This window comes from Siphonobacter aquaeclarae (genome assembly GCF_900103285.1).
Taxonomy (GTDB): Bacteria; Bacteroidota; Bacteroidia; order Cytophagales; family Spirosomataceae; genus Siphonobacter; species Siphonobacter aquaeclarae.
The window spans coordinates 213,233-231,476 of sequence record NZ_FNGS01000002.1; the positions used below are offsets into that span (position 1 = coordinate 213,233).

21 protein-coding genes and 1 tRNA gene are annotated in these 18,244 nt (G+C 52.1%); 10 read left to right on the forward strand and 12 right to left on the reverse strand.

Annotated elements, in window-relative coordinates:
* Window positions 1–33: 33 nt before the first annotated feature.
* The 6 genes from BLR09_RS04350 to BLR09_RS04370 all read right to left on the reverse strand — a co-directional run bounded on the left by BLR09_RS04350 (window position 34) and on the right by BLR09_RS04370 (window position 4,197).
* Entirely contained in the window at window positions 34–663 is a 630-nt protein-coding gene (locus tag BLR09_RS04350; RefSeq protein ID WP_143011017.1) for a hypothetical protein, read from the reverse strand.
* Window positions 626–1,564, reverse strand: coding sequence for a RimK-like protein (locus BLR09_RS04355; protein ID WP_143011018.1), 939 nt, complete (start codon window positions 1,562–1,564; stop codon window positions 626–628). Before BLR09_RS04355 ends, BLR09_RS04350 begins: the two co-directional genes overlap by 38 nt.
* Window positions 1,561–1,764 (reverse strand): hypothetical protein, encoded by a 204-nt coding sequence (locus BLR09_RS25265; protein ID WP_143011019.1) that lies wholly within the window; start codon window positions 1,762–1,764, stop codon window positions 1,561–1,563. Before BLR09_RS25265 ends, BLR09_RS04355 begins: the two co-directional genes overlap by 4 nt.
* A 348-nt stretch (window positions 1,765–2,112) precedes the next feature.
* Window positions 2,113–2,547 carry a VOC family protein gene (locus tag BLR09_RS04360; RefSeq protein WP_093198304.1) on the reverse strand — a complete coding sequence of 145 codons (435 nt, stop codon included), beginning with the start codon at window positions 2,545–2,547 and terminating at the stop codon, window positions 2,113–2,115.
* 234 nt (window positions 2,548–2,781) lie between these two features.
* Window positions 2,782–2,865, reverse strand: a tRNA-Leu gene (locus BLR09_RS04365).
* Between the two features lie 90 nt (window positions 2,866–2,955).
* Window positions 2,956–4,197, reverse strand: a complete 1,242-nt coding sequence (locus BLR09_RS04370; RefSeq protein ID WP_093199630.1) for an ABC transporter permease — start codon at window positions 4,195–4,197, stop codon at window positions 2,956–2,958.
* Window positions 4,198–4,327: 130 nt separating this feature from the next.
* Between BLR09_RS04370 and BLR09_RS04375 the strand changes: the two genes are divergently transcribed.
* On the forward strand, window positions 4,328–5,590 hold the full coding sequence (locus BLR09_RS04375; RefSeq protein ID WP_093198308.1) for an asparagine synthetase B: 1,263 nt from the start codon (window positions 4,328–4,330) through the stop codon (window positions 5,588–5,590).
* A gap of 305 nt (window positions 5,591–5,895) precedes the next feature.
* Here the strand turns inward: BLR09_RS04375 and BLR09_RS04380 are convergent, their stop codons facing one another.
* From BLR09_RS04380 to BLR09_RS04400, 5 genes are all read right to left on the reverse strand, one after another.
* The gene (locus BLR09_RS04380; protein WP_093198310.1) at window positions 5,896–6,465 is read right to left on the reverse strand and encodes an outer membrane beta-barrel protein; all 570 of its coding nucleotides are present in this window, start codon (window positions 6,463–6,465) and stop codon (window positions 5,896–5,898) included.
* Between the two features lie 18 nt (window positions 6,466–6,483).
* Window positions 6,484–7,134: a TapB family protein gene (locus BLR09_RS04385; RefSeq protein WP_093198314.1), complete on the reverse strand. Its 651-nt coding sequence runs from the start codon at window positions 7,132–7,134 to the stop codon at window positions 6,484–6,486.
* Window positions 7,135–7,228: 94 nt separating this feature from the next.
* Window positions 7,229–7,954, reverse strand: a complete 726-nt coding sequence (locus BLR09_RS04390) for a LytR/AlgR family response regulator transcription factor (protein WP_093198317.1) — start codon at window positions 7,952–7,954, stop codon at window positions 7,229–7,231.
* Window positions 7,951–8,970 carry a sensor histidine kinase gene (locus BLR09_RS04395; protein WP_093198320.1) on the reverse strand — a complete coding sequence of 340 codons (1,020 nt, stop codon included), beginning with the start codon at window positions 8,968–8,970 and terminating at the stop codon, window positions 7,951–7,953. The genes BLR09_RS04390 and BLR09_RS04395 overlap by 4 nt, the downstream gene beginning before the upstream one ends.
* A 90-nt stretch (window positions 8,971–9,060) precedes the next feature.
* The gene (locus BLR09_RS04400; RefSeq protein WP_218126607.1) at window positions 9,061–9,969 is read right to left on the reverse strand and encodes a DNA/RNA non-specific endonuclease; all 909 of its coding nucleotides are present in this window, start codon (window positions 9,967–9,969) and stop codon (window positions 9,061–9,063) included.
* A 112-nt stretch (window positions 9,970–10,081) separates the two neighbouring features.
* Between BLR09_RS04400 and BLR09_RS04405 the strand changes: the two genes are divergently transcribed.
* Together BLR09_RS04405 and BLR09_RS04410 are read left to right on the forward strand one after the other, a co-directional pair.
* Window positions 10,082–10,906 carry a purine-nucleoside phosphorylase gene (locus tag BLR09_RS04405; protein ID WP_093198324.1) on the forward strand — a complete coding sequence of 275 codons (825 nt, stop codon included), beginning with the start codon at window positions 10,082–10,084 and terminating at the stop codon, window positions 10,904–10,906.
* Between the two features lie 38 nt (window positions 10,907–10,944).
* On the forward strand, window positions 10,945–12,234 hold the full coding sequence (locus BLR09_RS04410; protein WP_093198327.1) for a Gfo/Idh/MocA family protein: 1,290 nt from the start codon (window positions 10,945–10,947) through the stop codon (window positions 12,232–12,234).
* Between the two features lie 191 nt (window positions 12,235–12,425).
* On the opposite strand, the gene BLR09_RS04415 is transcribed toward BLR09_RS04410, so the two are convergent.
* Complete coding sequence (locus BLR09_RS04415) at window positions 12,426–12,743, reverse strand: hypothetical protein (protein WP_093198329.1); 318 nt, start codon at window positions 12,741–12,743, stop codon at window positions 12,426–12,428.
* Between the two features lie 144 nt (window positions 12,744–12,887).
* Here BLR09_RS04415 and BLR09_RS04420 point away from each other — a divergent pair, with 144 nt between their 5' ends.
* The 7 genes from BLR09_RS04420 to truB all read left to right on the forward strand — a co-directional run bounded on the left by BLR09_RS04420 (window position 12,888) and on the right by truB (window position 18,243).
* Complete coding sequence (locus BLR09_RS04420; RefSeq protein ID WP_093198332.1) at window positions 12,888–13,625, forward strand: electron transfer flavoprotein subunit beta/FixA family protein; 738 nt, start codon at window positions 12,888–12,890, stop codon at window positions 13,623–13,625.
* A 27-nt stretch (window positions 13,626–13,652) separates the two neighbouring features.
* Entirely contained in the window at window positions 13,653–14,615 is a 963-nt protein-coding gene (locus tag BLR09_RS04425) for an electron transfer flavoprotein subunit alpha/FixB family protein (protein WP_093198334.1), read from the forward strand.
* 119 nt (window positions 14,616–14,734) lie between these two features.
* Window positions 14,735–15,322 carry a bifunctional nuclease family protein gene (locus BLR09_RS04430; RefSeq protein WP_093198337.1) on the forward strand — a complete coding sequence of 196 codons (588 nt, stop codon included), beginning with the start codon at window positions 14,735–14,737 and terminating at the stop codon, window positions 15,320–15,322.
* 110 nt (window positions 15,323–15,432) lie between these two features.
* A complete protein-coding gene (locus tag BLR09_RS04435) occupies window positions 15,433–16,311 on the forward strand; it encodes a cell division protein FtsX (RefSeq protein ID WP_093198341.1) in 879 nt (292 codons plus the stop codon).
* A 12-nt stretch (window positions 16,312–16,323) separates the two neighbouring features.
* Window positions 16,324–16,548: a DUF3098 domain-containing protein gene (locus BLR09_RS04440; RefSeq protein ID WP_093198343.1), complete on the forward strand. Its 225-nt coding sequence runs from the start codon at window positions 16,324–16,326 to the stop codon at window positions 16,546–16,548.
* A 90-nt stretch (window positions 16,549–16,638) separates the two neighbouring features.
* The gene (locus tag BLR09_RS04445) at window positions 16,639–17,433 is read left to right on the forward strand and encodes an undecaprenyl-diphosphate phosphatase (protein WP_093199632.1); all 795 of its coding nucleotides are present in this window, start codon (window positions 16,639–16,641) and stop codon (window positions 17,431–17,433) included.
* A gap of 96 nt (window positions 17,434–17,529) precedes the next feature.
* On the forward strand, window positions 17,530–18,243 hold the full coding sequence (truB, locus tag BLR09_RS04450) for a tRNA pseudouridine(55) synthase TruB (protein ID WP_093198346.1): 714 nt from the start codon (window positions 17,530–17,532) through the stop codon (window positions 18,241–18,243).
* Window position 18,244 lies beyond the last annotated feature (1 nt).

Here is an 18,244-nt window from a genome sequence, read left to right on the forward strand (position 1 = left end):
TCATAGTCTATTAAATAACTTCATGAGCACAGATTAACAAAAAACTCTTCTATAAATCTCCACAACAAAGAATAAACCAAAAGACACTATTCCGTTACGAACAAGGATATACGATGCAAAGACACAATTTGAAATCTTACTTAAGATAAGATCGTTCAAAAACTTACTTTTGACCAATATTTCAAATTCTTCCTCTGGTGTTCTACTATCGAGAGACATGACACGCCCGTCGGATTCTATTTCTATTTTGGGTTCGAGGACGTATGTTTTTCGAATATTTATCCCTTGAATTGCTCGAATTGTCGCGTTCAGGAGAAACAAAATACTAATGAAAAGAATAAATATTGAAATATTTAAATTAAAAAGCATCTCCTTATTATTTAATGTGAACGTTATTGCTGCAACGCAAATGGAAATTGTACTAAGAACAGATTTAGCCTTGTCTTCAATTATTTTCCTGCGATCATTCTGCTTTGACAATGACTCTTTAAGGATTTTAATTTTTTCCTCAGTTACACCAATTGAATCAACAGAATTTTCTTCATTTTCTCGAATTATGTTTTCTATCTTTCTATTAGAATAGTCCGCATAAAATCCTGGAAATATTTGCTGAAGCAAAATCGACTTAGTCAACTGGGACAAGCGACGAAATAATTTCTTCATGGATTCGCTGATTCACATTTTGCTGTATAAATAACCACTCTCCGGTAGGATTAACTTCGATAAAGTAATATTCACCTTTAAAAAAGATTAAATCAATAGCGCAATATCTCAAATTAAGCTCTTTAGCAAATTGAATGCAATTTCTCGCCACATCCAATGGAAGCTCAATAATTTCATAATTCAATGAAGTATCATGTTTTCGCCAGTCACCAGCAATCGGCACCTCAGAATCAATTTTCACGGCCAAGAGCCAATCCTGAACAATTGTTACTCTTATATCTGATTTTGGAGTCAGTGCTGTTTGAAAAAAAAAGGGAGAGGAAAAATGCTGATCGTCAAGCGTTGAGGTCTTATACAGTTGGGTATAAACGAACTTCTCCTGTTCGGAGTTTCCGACAATAGCGGTATCTATTGATTTAATTGCCGCCAACTCACCAAAAGAAGTAGCTTGACTTATATGATTAACTATAAGCGTACGAGGTAGAAAGAATCCAATGCGGCCAGCTATCATTAATTGATAGGCTTTGTTTTCTGCACGATAGGTGTCAACAGGGTTATTTATCCAAACGGCTTTCTCAAATACGATCAAATTACGAATAAAGGCAGCCCACTGGCTACGATAGAGCTGCTTATCTTCGGCCAATTCCGGTTGATATATGTCTCTTAAAAAAGTCGGTGCTCTATAATAAATCGACATCAATGAATCATCTGAAATTTCATATGTCTGCCCCGCTATTGTTACAATCATTGATGGATCTATTGGATTCAAAATGATTTCATATTCATTAAATCGATCGCGATTTAGGCGCAAATAGCATATCCCTCGTTCAGATAGACCTATGCAAACGAAATCAGTAGAAAAATCAAGTGTTGTGGAAACAATAAGTACTGCAGGAATCATTGTCCTTTTTGATCTTCTCCTGTTTCAATATCATTTTTCTTTGTTCCGATACGAGGAAAATCTCTATGATGTACCAAATAACAATTATTCTCCGAGGAGTACCATGCATTTTTTTCGCAATCATAGCGATAACCTTGAGGGATGTGGACGCTATTTTCAGTATTATAGGAGATCGCGTTCTCCAACAGAATATGCTTCATGCTATTTTCCGGTTTACATGCGGAACTAAATAAGTCCACATAATTGAGATAATATTTCACCTAAATGCATCTATGGCCAATTTAACCCTAATCTTTCGTATACCAATATTTTACCCTCATAATGAGGGCAACAAAATTCAACAAAGCGAGGAGAATCACCAAACCTTCAAGGCATGAACAGGTCTATATCTCATAGAGAACGACATTTAGAAAGAGGGAATAGAGTGCCTCCAGGACACGTTAAACCCGTCTTCAGCTAATCAATATGCCAATTGACCACTAAACACCTGCGTATTTGATCTCCGGAAGTACGTCGTCAACCAGAAAAGCGTACCTATCCGCCTCATCTTACCCCTCAACCCCCGGATCATACTCCACAATCCACTCAATCCCGTACTTATCCCTGAACATGCCCGCATAGGTACCCCAGGGACTGTCGCCGATGGGGCCTTCGACCTCTCCGCCGGCGGATAATCCGTTGAATACCCGGTCTGCTTCCTCACGGCTTTCGGCGCTGGCATTTATTTTCGACCGGTTTTCGCTTTCGCTGACGCGCCCCATGAATTCGGGTACATCGTTGCCTACCAGCAGGTTATGCTTTCCTATCGGCAGGGCGATGTACATGATTTTGTTTTCTTCCTTTGTATCTACCTGAAAATCAGGGCCCGCCAGGTCCTTGAAACGAACGATTCGGGGAAACTCCCCGCCAAAAACAGATTTGTAGAAGTTGAAGGCTTCTTCGGCATTGCCGTTGAAGTTGATCCATGGATTGATGGTCCTCATGATTCGGGTTTTAAAATTGCCAGGGTTTCGAAGTTCGAACCGTTCTATTTAGAAAACAAGAATCTAATTTTCAAGCGGTTAACCTCAATTTTAATATCCGGTTAAGCAATGGGATAAAAGGACAAAACCCGCCGACAGGTGAATTGTCAGCGGGTTTCCCTGAAATAAGCCAGGACCGGGTCTGAAAGGTCCTAAAAAAACAAATCCTCTCCGCGATTAAGCAGAGAGGATCCGTACCCAGAGCCGGACTCGAACCGGCATGTCCTTGCAGACAATGGTGTTTGAGACCATCGCGTCTACCGATTCCGCCATCTGGGCAAAAGCGCTTTCGCGTTTGGGACTGCAAACATACGACATCGGCATCCCCTTTGGCAAGCCCGGCCCGAAAAGTTTTTCGGCGCTGCCGGCCTACTCGTACCGCAGGGCGTCGATCGGATCGAGCTTCGAAGCCTTCCATGCGGGGTAAAAGCCTGAGAGCAACCCGACTACGATGCACACCGCGATTCCGATAAACAGCCAGATCCAGGGTACTACAAAACTCGCCGTCCCCTGACTCACCAGCTGCGAGACCAGGTTGCCGAAGGCCAGCGCCAGCAACAGGCCCGCAATGCCGCCCAATACGCAGATGACGATGGCCTCAATCAGAAACTGCTGGCGGATACGCACGGGCGTCGCGCCGAGCGACTTCCGGATGCCTATTTCCTGCGTCCGCTCCGTCACCGAAACCAGCATGATATTCATCAGTGCAATACTCGCGCCGAGGAGCGTGATGAACCCGATGCCGAAACCGCCCGCCCGCAGCTGCGAACTGGCTTCCTTGAAGTTTTCGGCGACGGCATCGGCCCGTTCTACCTTGAACGAATCTTCCTGCGTGGTCGGGTCCCTGCGGATCAGCCGCATCAGCCCCCGCGCCTCGCCCATGAGGTAGTCGATGCGGTTCAGTCCCGGCACGCTCGTCGTGATACCATACGAGAGATTCCGCGACCCGGCAAGCTGCCGGCCCGTTTCGAGGGGAATGAGGACGACGCGGTCGTCTCCTCCGCCCGTTACGTTGCCTTTGTGCTCCAGTACCCCGACAACCCGGAACTTGGCGCCCATCACCGTGATTTCCTTGCCGACGCTCCCGGTCGTCGAGCCAAAGAGATTTCCAGCTACTTCCGAACCGAGGATTACCACGTTCGTGGAGTTTGAAATATCATTCGGAGAGAAATTCCGTCCGGATTCGATTTTATAGTTTTTGATGGATACGTAGTTCTCGTCTGCGCCCGTCACGGTTACGTTCGGATTGGTTTTCTTGCTTTCGTATTTAATCTGGGCAGTGCCGGAGATGTTGGCAGACAAGGAGACCGTCGCCCCGAAACCAAAGCGCTGTTTGTAATCCAGCGCCTCCTGGTACAGAATGGGTCCGAAGACTTTCTGCTTCCGGCCGCCCATGCGCACGCCGTACTCGTCAACGCCCATGATATCGAACGTATTCGCACCCATCCCGGCAAAACTATTGTCGAGACTGCTCTGAATACCGTCAATAGCCGTCAGAATCCCGACCAGACTCGAAATCCCCACCGCGATGATGAGGGAAGTCAGAACGGTTCTCAGTAAATTTGCTTTGATCGACCGGAGACCTTCCCGGATATTTTCCATTAAATTCATACGAAACCAGCTTTTTGCCGAGGGGAACGGGTCCTCTCCGCCGGCACCTTTTCCGGACCAGCCTTTTCCGGCCGGACAGGTACCAACGGGTATCCAAAATTCGTTCCTGAATTTGATAAACGCTGCACCAATGAAACGCCTTCTCGTTCCGTTCATCCTTTTCTGGAGCCTTTGCGGGCCTGTCCGGGCTTCCCAGATCCTCATCCCGATGGACGAGGCCCAGAAAAACCACCTCAAAGCTTACGGGCTTGCCTATTGGGTGCTGAAGAACTACGAAACGGAAGTTGAGTGGCTCCTCAACTACCGGGGCGGTAGTTTTATGTTTCAGGAAAACCAGAAATTCCAGAACGAACTGGTCATCCGCGGCATTAGCTATGACGTTATTTCGGACGGGCAGGCGCAGCAAATCCGGCAGCAGTTGCAGCAACCCGATGTCAACATGGACGTCGTCAAGCTACAAAAAGCGCCGAAAATTGCCGTCTACTCGCCCAAGACCAACCAACCCTGGGACGACGCCGTCACCCTCGTTCTCACCTACGCCGAAATCCCCTACGAAACCCTGTACGACGACGAAATCATGGGCGGAAAGCTGCCGGGGTACGACTGGCTGCACCTGCACCACGAAGATTTCACCGGGCAGATGGGCAAATTCTGGCAACACCGGAACTACCCTTACTATCAGATTCAAAAGCGCGAAGGCCAGGAAACGGCGGCCAAGTACGGCCTATCTACTATTCCTCAGTTGAAACTCGCCGTCACGCATAAAATCCGGGAATTTGTTTCCGGCGGCGGGTACATGTTCGCCATGTGTAACGCGACGGATACCTATGACATAGCCCTGGCGGCAAACGGCGTTGATTTTGTGGACCCGTTTTACGATGGCACACCGGCCGACCCGACCATCAACCAGAAACTGGACTTCTCGCAAACCTTTGCTTTCCAAGACTTTAAGGTATTTCTCGACCCCTACCAGAACGAATTTTCCAGCATCGATAACCAGAAGGAAGAGCGGCAGGTCGGGGAGCGGAATGACTACTTCGAACTGTTTCAGTTCTCCGCCAAATGGGACCCTGTTCCTACTATGCTCACCCAGGACCACGCCACGAGTATCAAAGGCTTCATGGGGCTGACGACGGCCTTCAAAAAGCAGTACATCAAGCCGGAAGTTGTCGTTCTGGGCGAAAACCGCTCCCTGGCGGAAGCCCGGTACATCCACGGTACCTTCGGCAAAGGGTTCTGGACGTTTTACGGCGGCCACGACCCGGAAGATTACGAACACCACGTCGGCGAAGAACCGACCGACCTTACCTTGCACCCCAATTCTGCCGGTTATCGCCTGATTCTCAATAACATTCTGTTCCCGGCGGCGAAGAAAAAGAAGATGAAAACGTAGAGAGGTTTTCTGTTTGCGGTTTTCAGTTGGAGGAGGGGTTGGTAGTTTAGAGTTTGGGGGTTAGAGTTTGGGGTTATTGGGGAGGTGGCCGGTGGTTGAGCTCCGTCGAAACCACCGTAGCGAGCGTATTGTGGATGAAAAAAACAGGCGGCTGCCGGAGGTTTCGACGGGGCTCAACCACTGGGTGGAGAAGCTCGTCCCTGCTCCTGCGCCGGCACTTTCCACCCCATGCCCTCTGCCCCCTGCCAAAACAAAAGAAGCCCGCAAGTGCAGGCTTCCTTTCGTCCGATATCGTTAAAATCACACTAAAAAATGCCGATGCCGACTCCGAACTGGATCTGCTGTGAACGGCCTTTATCCTGAATATTGTCGATGTCCGACAGGCCCAGGGTATAACGTCCGTACAATTGCAGGAAACCCAGACTGAACTGCACACCAGCAACGCCCGACAGATCGCCCTTTTTGAAAGCATTCTGCCCGTTCTTCAACAGATTATCGTCCGGATTCATGAGAATGCTGTACTGAGGCCCGAGGTGAATCGTGAAATTCTCGCTCGGATTAATCCGGAGCAGCACCGGAATACTCAGGTAATTCAGCTTCTTCTTGTCTGAACCGATATTCTGAAATACCGAACCGAAATTATCGGCCACGCGTGTGTTGGATTGATTGAAGAGTACTTCTCCCTGAACGCCCAGGGATTTAACAAAATCAACAGCTACATACCCTCCGAGCTGGTATCCTAGCTGGAACTGATCGGAGTACGGCGTGCCGGCGATTTTCGCCAGGTTGGCGCCGGCTTTCGCCCCGAGATGGAACCCTTGTGACCAGGCCGGCGAGCTCGCTGCGAGGCACAATAAAAACGCGATTTTTTTCATGGTCTTGATGGTAAGAAATTAAGGTTGAATCGACGTCAGCAGGGATCGGTTCTCCAGCTTGCTCCCGTTCCAGGCCTCCGTTTTGACAACACCGAAACCCGGCGCGAACCATTCGGTAATCTGATAGTTCATCGGTATTCCGATGCCCAGCACCTTGAACTGCACTTTCAGCAGATAGCTGATTTTGAAGCAGTTCCAGGCCTGAGCTAATGCCTGAACGGTCTCCCGGCCGGTAACCCTGCGCTCCGAAATGGCGAAGTGTACGCGGGTCCGTTTGCCTTTGACAGTCGACTCGAACGAGAAATCTACGTCCGACGGCAACGTCTGGCCTGCACGGAGTTCCGACGGATATGCCAGAAACGCGGGAGTGTCGGTCCGGCCGGGCACCGGGAAGGCCAGTCGCAGATCCCCGTTTTCCAGGCGGGAAGAACTGACCGTTTCCTCGAGCAGCTTGCCGGCGGCGTCCCGCTTTTCGGTCCGCATGTCGGCCAGGGTGGCTGCGCCTTCCTGCCTGACGCCGGAGATAAACGAGCGACTGACGGAAATCCGTTTACCGGCGCTGTCGAAAGTGGTCATTTCAATCTGTTTTCCTTCCCGGAGGTAGTAGAATCCGTCCGGAGTCTGCCTGACCAGCCAGCTGATCAGGAGGGCGATAAGATAGGTTTTCATGGCTTTTGAGAAAAAGACTCGCCCAAAACAACGAAAAACCCGACCCCTGCGAAATCGTTTTTATAGGAAGCGTCCGGCTTTTTATACGAAACGACTATCTGCTCAGCAAAAAGCCGCTGACGTGCCCGCCGAAAAATGAATCCCGGTAGGCTTGCCCGATGGACAGTACGGCGTCGCCAATGGTCACATAATGCGCGTCGAACGAATGAATATGCTTGACATTCACCACGCAGGATTTGCTGATCCGGGCAAAAACAGCCGGCGGCAGCTGCTGGTAGATCGTCTTGATATTCAGGGCCGTGACGAGCTTTCGTTCCGAAGTATGCAGCACGACGTAGTCCTTCAGCCCTTCGATATACAGAATATCCTCCAGCGCGATGCGGAAGTACTTCCGGTCGGCCTTGATGTACACAAAATCAGTCGCTACCTGCTCAATACCAGCGGGTTGCTCTTTGTTTTTGCCGAGTAGCTCGGCATACGATAAGGCTTTCTGAACGGCTTTGTGAAAGCGGTCGCGCACGATAGGCTTCACGAGGTAATCAATTGCGTCCAGCTCATAGCTTTCCAGCGCATATTCCGAATAAGCGGTCGTGAAGATGATCAGCGTTTCGGAAGAAACGGCCCGGGCAAACTCGAGGCCATCCATACCTGGCATATTGATGTCCAGAAAAACCAGATCTGCCGCCTTTTCGCGGAGGTACCGCGCTGCCGAAAAGGCATTGTTAAAACTTTCGAGGTGAACGAGCTCCGGAATCTGCCCGGCATACTCCAGGATGCCCTCCCGGGCCAGCGGCTCGTCGTCTACAATGATATACTTCATAAGGGAATGGATAGTTGGACGGTATACCGGTATTCTTCCTGACGGACAAGCAGGGAATACCTGGATGAATAGAGCAGGTCCAGACGCCGCCGGATATTCGCCAGCCCCAGTCCGCCGCGCGTACGGCCAGGCGGCGGGCCAGCCGGACGGGAATTCTCGCAGACGAACAGCAGCCTGTCTTCCCGGATATCGAACGAAAGATGCACAAACGATTCATGCAAACTGTCCGCATTGTGTTTAACGGCGTTCTCGACAAAAGGAATAAACAGAAACGGCGGCAACCGGATACCTTCCGGCCGGCCGCTGATCGTCAGGGTGAACTCGAAACGATCTCTCCGGATTTTTTCCAGATGCAGGAAATTCCGGAGAAACTGGATATCTGAAATGAGCAGAATATTGTCCTGCGCGCTGTCATATAACTGATACCGGAGGAGCTCCGACAGCTTTTCCACTACTTCCGACGCCTTCGCCGGATCCTTGCGGGTCAGTACGTTGACGTTGTTGAGCATATTGAACAGAAAATGCGGGTTGATCTGACTTTTGAGTCGCTCCAGTTCAGCTTCAAGGGTATGTTTCTCCAGCTCTGCCAGCCGGTGCCGGTCTTTCACCCACTGCTGAAACAGCTTGATAGCCGAGGTGCAGGAAAGGATAATAACGACGACAAAAAAGACACTCAGAAACGCCGACCAGGTAAGCTGCACATTTCCAGGCTCTCCTGTGTACGGATCCGAGAAATACACCAGGGCGAAGGAAATCACCGAGACGATCAGTACCCAGAGAAAATACGAACCGTACTTCTGCCGGAAAACCATCCGGGGCACGAGCAGGTAAATATTAAAGTAAATCAGCCCCAGCGCATAAAAAAAGGAAAGGATATCGGCCAGGGTACGCGGCCCCTTGTTTTGCGAATCGAGCAGCAGGATCACCCCGATCATGGCCGCCTGCCGAAGCAGGCTGAGCCGTGGATTGATCAGGAATTGTAATAAAATATGGCGTCCGGAGAGCTCTTTCGTCATGGGGTGAGCGAAAAATCAACTGCAATCACACCTTTTCCGTCCCCGAATCCAATCGTTTTTATACGAAACAGGCGCCGGAACCGATGAACCTTACTTCCGCGACCGACCAAACCAGGCCTGCACGTCATGCTGGGATTCAATCGTATCCTGCAGTTTTTTGGGAAGACGGGCGAAGAAATCGATGCCGGTTTTCTCCTCTACTTCATCGATCGACGTCGTAAAATCTTTCATCAATACGTCTACCCAGGCTTTGTTTTCGATCAGAAAAGCGATGGCTTCTTCTTTCTGAGGATCGTACACAAGCTTGTAATAGTATTCGGGAACGGCGATTCGGGTAGACTTCCCGATTGTGGGTAGTCCTTTGCGCAGTACCGGCCCCGTCACAATGACGAGATCGCCGCGTTTCTTGCTCCAGCTCCGCACTTTCTGCTCGATGTCGTTCCAGATTCCGGTATTGAAATCGTGCGCCTGGGGCGACATATTGCTCATATAAAAGGTATCGTACTTCAGGCGCTGATCGTAGTTGAAATCCCCGGCAGGCGCCAAGTGACCGCGGTCGTATCCGGTACCGCTGTAGTCAAACGGCAATGCGGTCTTCGTCTTCACAAGCGGATCCGGCTGGAAATTTTCAGCCCGCCGGGCGCGACCGGTTTTGTTCACCAGGCGGTGCACCACCCAGGAGGCCTGCTCGTATTCTTCCTGATAATCCAGCACGTAGCCTTCCCGGCGGATGATCTGGTCTTTTTTGCCATAGGCAGGCAGGTACTCGTCGAGGGTATGGGTATCTCCGCCTTCTTTCGTGTCGGTCGCTTCGGAGTCGTAGCCGTCACGGGCGACGTCCTCTTTCTTCAGTATCTGTGGAAGCTCCGCCCGGGCCGTTCCGATCAATCCGGAAAGGTCGCGCTTCAGGCTCTCAAAAGGGTGTTTCTGGCTGGAATACCGAAGCACAAGCCCCACACTCAGCAACACAAAAAGAAATACAAAACGATTGTTACGCATACCTCGGGTACTTACTTTCATGGCGGGTTAAACGGAGCCGGCAGCCGCCGGTCGTCCGGACTTTACTGCAGGGAAAGGCCCCCGCTTTCCCCGCAAATTTGTACCGAAATCGATGACTTTCGACACGATTCTTTCCGCAACTGCCTATATCCGGCAGCAACTCCCTGATTTTCATCCGGAAATCGGGATTATTTTGGGAACGGGCCTCGGCCACCTGGCCGGCGCGGTAGATGTTCAGCTTTCGCTGCCCTATGCCTCCATTCCGCATTTTCCGCTGGCAACTGCCGAAAGCCATTCCGGCAAACTCCTTCTCGGAACGCTCGGCGGGCGGCCTGTGGTATGCCTGCAGGGGCGTTTCCATTACTATGAAGGCTATACGATGCAGGAGGTGACGTTCCCGGTACGGGTTCTGAAGGCCCTGGGGGTTCAAAGTCTGCTCGTATCCAATGCCGCCGGCGGCCTCAATCCGGCATTCCATACCAGTGACCTGATGCTGATCGAAGACCATATTTCTCTTTTTCTGCCGGAAAGTCCCTTGCGCGGGCAAATACCGGCGGAACTAGGCCCTCGCTGGCCGGATATGAGTCGTCCGTATGACGATACCCTTCTTGCATTGGCAAAGACAATAGCCGCTGAGAATCAGCTATCCATACAAACCGGCACCTATGTCAGCGTACCGGGTCCTCAACTCGAAACCCGCGCCGAATACCGTGCACTGCGGATGCTTGGCGCCGACGCCGTCGGGATGAGTACCGTGCCCGAAGTCATCGTCGCCCGGCACGGCGGTATGCGGGTACTGGCCTGTTCGGTTATCACCGATTTATGCATTCCCGAAACGCTGCGGGAGGCCCGGATCGAAGATATCCTCGCCGCGGCGGCAAAGGCCGAACCGCAGTTGACGCTGCTCTTCCGGGAAGTCATTGCCCGTATGCCCTGACCGCCCTATCTTGCCGTTTCACTTTACCTCTTGATCGGATGAACCGTCGTTCTTTTCTGGAAAATACGGCCAAAGCGTCTGTCGCTTTCTCGGCTACTCCCCTGCTGACTTCGTTTACGCGCACCGAAAAATACCGCACGGCGCTCGTCGGCTCCGGCTGGTGGGGGATGAATATCCTCCGCGCAGCAGTACAGGCAGGGCAGTCGAAGGTCGTAGCGCTCTGTGATGTGGATACCCGGCAATTGAAAACCGCCCGGCAGGAACTGGGTAAACTCACGACCGATCAGCCGAAAGAGTACCGGGATTTCCGGGAAATGCTGGCAAAGGAGAAACCGGAAATCGTCATCGTCGCAACGCCCGATCACTGGCACCCGCTTTGCTGCATCGCCGCGATAGAGTCCGGCGCGCATGTGTATGTTGAAAAGCCCGTCGGCCATACCATTCAGGAAGGGCGCGCCATGGTCAACGCCGCCCGGAAACACAACCGCACGGTACAGGTAGGTACCCACCGTCGTGTTTCTCCGCATAATGTTTCGGGAATGGACTTTCTCAAATCAGGGAAGGCCGGAAAAATAGGGATGGTCCGCGCGTTTGTACACTACGGCGGCGGTGCGGGAGAAAAGACCCCGTTTCAGGAACCTCCCAAAGAGCTCGACTGGAATATGTGGTGCGGGCCGGCGCCGCTGAACCCCTATCACCCCAGTATGCACCCGAAAGGCTTTCGTTCGTACCTCGACTATGCGAATGGCCAGTTGGGCGACTGGGGTATTCACTGGATGGACCAGATCATGTGGTGGACGGAAGAAAAATACCCGAAAAAGATCTTCTCAACCGGCGGGCGGGCCATTCGCCGGGATAACACCGACGCCCCCGATCACCAGGTAGCTGTCTGGAAGTTTGACGATTTTACGGTGGAGTGGGAACACCGCCTCTTCGCCGCCAACGAAGCCGAACGGACCAACGTAGGCTGTTATTTCTACGGAACAGAAGGTACCTTTCACATGGGCTGGCTCGATGGATGGACCTTCTATCCCGCCAATAAAAACAAACCCATCCAGCATCAGGATCCGCAGCTGGACCTCCCTGACCAGCAAAATATCGCCGCGCTCTGGGCCAATTTCCTGGACTGCATCGAATCAGGGAAGCGACCGATCTCCGATATCGAGATCGGCCACCGGTCCACCAACATGGCCCTGCTCGGCATGCTCTCCTACAAACTCGGCCGCAGCATCGACTGGGACGGCGACAAAGAACTCGTCCTCAACGACCCGGATGCGAATAAACTATTGAGGAGGGAGTATAGGGGGGAGTGGAAGTATCCGGTGTAGTTTTCGGTTTTCGGTTTTCGGTTTTCGGTTTTCGGTTTTCGGTTTTCGGTTTTCGGTTTTCGGTTTTCGGTTTTCGGTTTTCGAGAGATTGTCATGCTCACCTTCAACCCCTAAAAACTCAAAACAAAAAGCAAACCTCTCCCCAAACTGAAAACTGAAAACAGACAACCGAAAACTGACAACCGACCTTCTCACTCCCACTCCTCCTCCCACCGCATCAACGCGCTGCGGAGTTCGCGGAGGGCGTGGGCGTCGCGGGCGGCGGTGGCTTCGGAAATACCTTTTTCGTAGACCGAACGGGCTTTCGTCTCGTCTCCTGCGTCTGCCCAGTGCTGGGCGGCGTGGTAGTAGGTGGGAATGTAACGCGGAAAGTCACGAAGAAGAAGGTCGAACGTTTCCCCGGCCTTTACAGGGTCTGTTTTCTGGTACTCCAATGCCAGTCCATACCAGTTAAACGGATCGGCCGGATCTTCTTCACAAAAGGCCAGCAGGTGCTGTAGTCGGTTCATTATCAGTAAGCGGGAGCGCTTCCCGCCGGTTAATTGCAAAAATTAGTATGCTAGCATACTTTTATTTCCAAAACAAGAGTAACTTCGCAGGAGTTAATTCTTAGCTTTTTTCTATTCCAACTTGTTTAAATTCCAACGCTGGCTATGAAAATCCTTGTCTGTATCAGCGTCGTTCCTGATACCACAGCGAAAATATCATTCACCGACGGTGACACCAAGTTCAACAAGGCAGGCGTGCAGTTTATTGCCGGTCCGTACGACGATTACGCGCTAAGCCGCGCCGTTGAACTCAAGGAACAGTCCGGCGGTACGGTAACGGTTCTGAACGTCGGGGACGCCGACGCCGAACCCATCATCCGGAAGGCGCTGGCAGTCGGCGCCGACGACGCCATCCGTGTCAATGCCGAACCGACGGACGCTTATTTCGTCGCCGAGCAAATCGCCGCCATCGCCCGGCAGGAAAACTACGACCTCATTCTGATGGGCCGTGAGTCGATCGACTTCAACGGCGGCCAGGTACACGGCATCGTCGGCGAGCTCCTCGGCATCGCCTCCTTTTCTCCGGTCATGAAACTCGATATTGACGGTACGACGGCGCGGTTTGCCCGTGAAATCGAAGGCGGCAAGGAATCGCTTGAAGCTTCCCTCCCGCTGGTGCTCGGCTGCCAGGAGCCAATTGCCGAGTGGAAAATCCCGAATATGCGGGGCATCATGACGGCACGTACCAAGCCGCTCAAAGTGGTTGAGCCCGTGGGCCATGATTCCCTGACGCAGGTTACCCAATTCGAGCTGCCTCCGGCCAAAGGCGCGGTGAAGATGATTCCCGCCGAAGACGCCGGCCAGCTCATTACGTTGCTGCGCACGGAAGCCAAGGTTCTCTGATTATTCCACCCGAAAAAGTCTTTGCTTATGTCAGTTCTCGTTTTTGTTGAAACCGACGGCGGGGAAGTCAAGAAATCTTCTCTCGAAGCGCTTTATTACGGCGCGAAAGTAGCCGCTCAATTGCATACTACGGCGACGGCCCTCGTCATCGGCCCCGCTGCTACTGATTTGACTACGCTGGGCCAGTATGGCACCGCCGAGGTACTCCACGCCTCCGACGCACGTCTGGCACAGGCGAACCCGATGGCCTATGCGGGCGTAGTCGCAGCCGCGGCTGAAAATGCCGAGGTAGTCGTTATCGCCAAATCCTCTCTGGGAGATGCCCTGGCTGCCCGCGCGGCCGGCAAACTCAAGGCAGGTCTTGTCTCCAACGTCACCGAACTTCCGGATACTTCTGCAGGGTTCAGGGTTAAGAGCAGTATCTACACCGGAAAAGCCTTTGCCGTTACCGAGATGAAGGCCGGCAAGAAAATCCTTACCGTGAAGAAAAACGCGGTATCTCCTGAATTAACAGATGCCTCAGCCTCTGTAAAACCGTTTGCACCGGCTCTTCCTGACGCTGATTTCGCTGCAAAAGTACTCAGCACGGAAAAAGCCAGCGGCGAACTTTCCCTGTCGGACGCCGACATCATCGTATCCGGCGGCCGCGGTATGAAAGGCCCCGACCACTGGCAGCCGCTGCTCGATCTGGCGCAGGCGCTTCACGCCGCCACGGGCTGTTCAAAACCTGTTTCGGACCTCGACTGGCGCCCTCACCACGAGCACATCGGGCAGACCGGCATCAAAGTAAGTCCGAATCTCTACATCGCCTGCGGGATTTCCGGCGCCATCCAGCACCTGGCCGGCGTAAACGGCTCGAAGGTGATCGTCGTCATCAACAAAGACCCTGAAGCTCCGTTCTTTAAGGCGGCGGACTATGGCATTGTCGGCGACGTATTCGAGATCCTTCCGCGCCTGACTCAGGCCGCGAAAGAGCAGCTCGGCTCCTGATTTCACTGATTCCCGGGCCGGAACTTTTCCGGCCTGTCCATGTTTAAGACCCGTCCTGTTTCCAAAACTCGGCGGGTCTTGTTACTTTTGCCTACCTTTCTAATCAGAGGTCGTAACCAGTGGAAAAAATCAAATTAGAGATTTTAGGTCTTTCCCCGAGTCAATCGCAGACGGGATCTTTTGCATTAGTGTTGGGCGAGGAGTTCGGAAACCGCCGGTTGCCTATCATCATCGGTATGTTTGAAGCGCAGGCGATTGCCATCGAAATCGAGAAAATCAGCCCGAACCGCCCGATGACACACGATCTCTTTAAGTCGTTTGCGCAGGCGTTCCACTACAAGGTCACGGAAATCGTTATCTCCGATCTGCGGGAAGGTATCTTCTTTGCGCAGGTTGTCTGCACGGACGGGCTCAAGGAGCGGGTGGTAGACGCACGTCCCTCGGACGCCATTGCGATCGGCCTCCGGTTTAATGTTCCGATCTATACGTTCGAAAATCTTCTTTCTGAAGCCGGAATTGTGGCGAGCGACGCTCCTTCTTCCCCCGAAAAAACGGAAGCCGCTCCCGCCGAAAAAACCAAACCTTTCCAGGATCAGCTCAAGGACAATTCGACGGAAGACCTGCAGCGTATGCTCGACCAGGCTCTTTCCAACGAAGAGTACGAAAAAGCTGCCCAGATCCGGGACGAAATCAGCCGCCGTAATTAACAAGGTCCCTTCCGGACCCGGACCGCCGGCTCGTTAAAAAGCCTTAAATTACCGGTACCGGGTGTACGCCCCTGAAGGAAACTCCTATTTTTGTCAACGACCTGTCTGGCATGATTCAACAACGAAAGAAATACCTTCCCAACTTTACGGTTACCGTAAGTCTGACGATTGCCCTGTTTATCATCGGGCTGTGCGGTCTGCTGACGATCATGGGCCGGAAGCTGTCGGAAGTGGTCAAGCAGAACATCGAAGTACAGGTTTACCTGGAAAAAGGACTGACGCCGGGCGAATCGGATGCCATCCGGAAGGCTATTGCCGCGAAGCCCTACGTGGCGAAGCGAAACGGACAACCTCAGGTATCGTTCATGTCGAAAGAAGCGGCAGCTGACAAGTTCATCAAGGATACAGGTGAGAATTTCCGGAATTTTCTCGGAGACAACCCGCTCCGCGATGCGATGTTCGTCAAGGTCAGCGAAGACTACTTTTCCGAAGCGGGTCTGAAACAGATCAAAGCCGATCTTGAAAAAGTAGACGGTGTGTTTGAAGCGACCTACGTCGAAAACTTCGTCGAAGAAGTCAATAAAAACCTCGCCAAGATTTACCTCGTTCTGTCGGTATTCGTGGCCCTGTTGCTGATTATCATTGTCGTGCTTGTGAATAATACCATCAAGCTGGCGCTGTATTCGCAGCGGTTTACGATCCGGAGTATGCAGTTGGTCGGGGCGACAAACGGATTCATCCGGAGGCCGTTTCTTTACCGGGGTATTGTCCAGGGCCTGCTCAGCGCGGTATTCGCCTGCGTGTTTCTGGGCGTGATAATTAAACTGGCGTTCCAGTATGTTGAGGGTATCAACCTGCTTTTGGGCGACTGGAACAAGCTGGCTACCCTGGCCGGCGTACTGGCCCTTTTCGGGATGGTTGTCGGTTTTCTGAGTACTTTTCAATCGGTTGAGCGCTACCTGCGCTCGTCCGTCGAACGGTTATACTAACTCTCTTTTTCCATGACTAAAGACGCAAAATCCGCCGAATCGGCAATGCCCTTCCAGCGCAGCAATTACCGGTGGATGATCCTCGGCATCGTGGTGATCCTGCTGGGCTTCTTCATCATGAGCCTCGACAAGGAAGAATTCGGCTTCGGGTTCCTCGGCCTCACCCTCGGCCCTATCGTCGTAGTGGCGGGGTATATCATCGAATTCTTTGCGCTTCTTCAGAAGCCTAAAAAATAACGCCTGCCTCCACGGGCTTTCCGGTACCAGGGATTTTGTCTCTGGTACCTTTTCATGTGCTTTCTTTCCGCCAACAAACAACCTGCCTGCATGACCATTTTTCAAGCCATCATTCTGGCCATTATCGAAGGGATTACCGAATACCTGCCGATTTCGTCAACCGGCCACATGATTTTGTATTCGTCGTTTACAGGGATTGCTTCTGATCCTTTTGTGAAGCTGTTTACGGTTGCGATTCAGTTCGGCGCGATTTTGTCGGTCGTCGTCCTGTATTTCAAGCGTTTTTTCAAGAGTTTCGATTTCTACGTCAAGCTGCTGGCGGCCTTTGTCCCGGCGGTCATCTTCGGATTACTCTTCAGCGATACCATCGACGCCCTGCTCGAAAACCCGCTGGGCGTAGCGATTTCCCTGCTGGTTGGAGGTATTGTTCTGCTTTTCGTTGACAAGTGGTTCCAACGTCCGCTTATCGACGACTCGGATGAAATCGACCTTTTCAACGCCTTTAAAATCGGTGTGTTTCAGTGCATCGCGATGATTCCGGGTGTCTCCCGTTCGGGCGCGTCGATTGTCGGCGGGATGAGCCAAGGCATCAGCCGGAAGGCCGCTGCCGAGTTTTCGTTTTTCCTCGCCGTACCGACGATGGGTGCTGCGACCTGCAAAAAAATGTATGACTTCTTCAAGGAAGGCCATACCATCACGCCGTACCAGTGGCAATTGTTCGCGGTCGGTAACATTGTAGCATTCCTCGTCGCGATGATCGCCATCCGCTTTTTTATCAGCTACCTGACCCGTTACGGGTTTAAGGTATTCGGCTGGTACCGCATCATCGTGGGCGGTATTATTGTGGCGTTGCTGTTGAGCGGGGTGAAGATGGAAGTACTGTGAGTTTTCGGTTTGCAGTTTTCTGTTTCCAGTTTGGCCTGTCGGTTGCAACAACTGAAAACAGAAAACCTCAAACTGAAAACCATTAATTGATGTAACATGGAAGTACCCGAACAATCCCCCGGCGAAGTTCTCCTGGTGGATAAGCCGCTGGGCTGGACGTCTTTTGCGGTGGTAAAAAAAATGAAGTGGGCGGCGAAGATCAAGAAAATCGGTCATGCCGGTACGCTGGATCCCCTTGCAACCGGCCTGCTCATCTGCTGCACCGGCAAGATGACCAAGCAGATCGAAACCTACCAGGGCGCTGAAAAGGAATATACCGGCACGTTTGTCCTCGGGAAGACGACGCCTTCTGTCGACCTGGAAACGGCCTTCGACGCCGATTATCCTACCGAACACATTACACCGGCGGTGCTGGAAGAAGCGCGTGAGAAACTGACCGGCGCCATCGACCAGACTCCGCCGATTTTTTCAGCGGTAAAAATCGACGGGCAGCGCGCCTACGAGCTTGCCCGGAAGGGCCAGGACGCCGAAATCAAGTCCAAAGTCATTACTATTTCCGAGTTTGAACTCGATACCTCCCGGTTTCCGGAGGTCGATTTTCGTGTGGTTTGCTCAAAAGGTACGTACATTCGCAGTCTGGTTCGCGACTTCGGAACTCTTTGCGGGTCCGGAGCGTATCTCAAAAGTCTCCGGCGCACACGGATCGGAGCGTTCAGGGTAGAAGATGCGTTTTCGCTCGAACAGTTCGTGGAACAACACCGCCCCGGATCTGTTCTGTATGAGCCGCGTATGCCCGGTATTTCTCATTGAG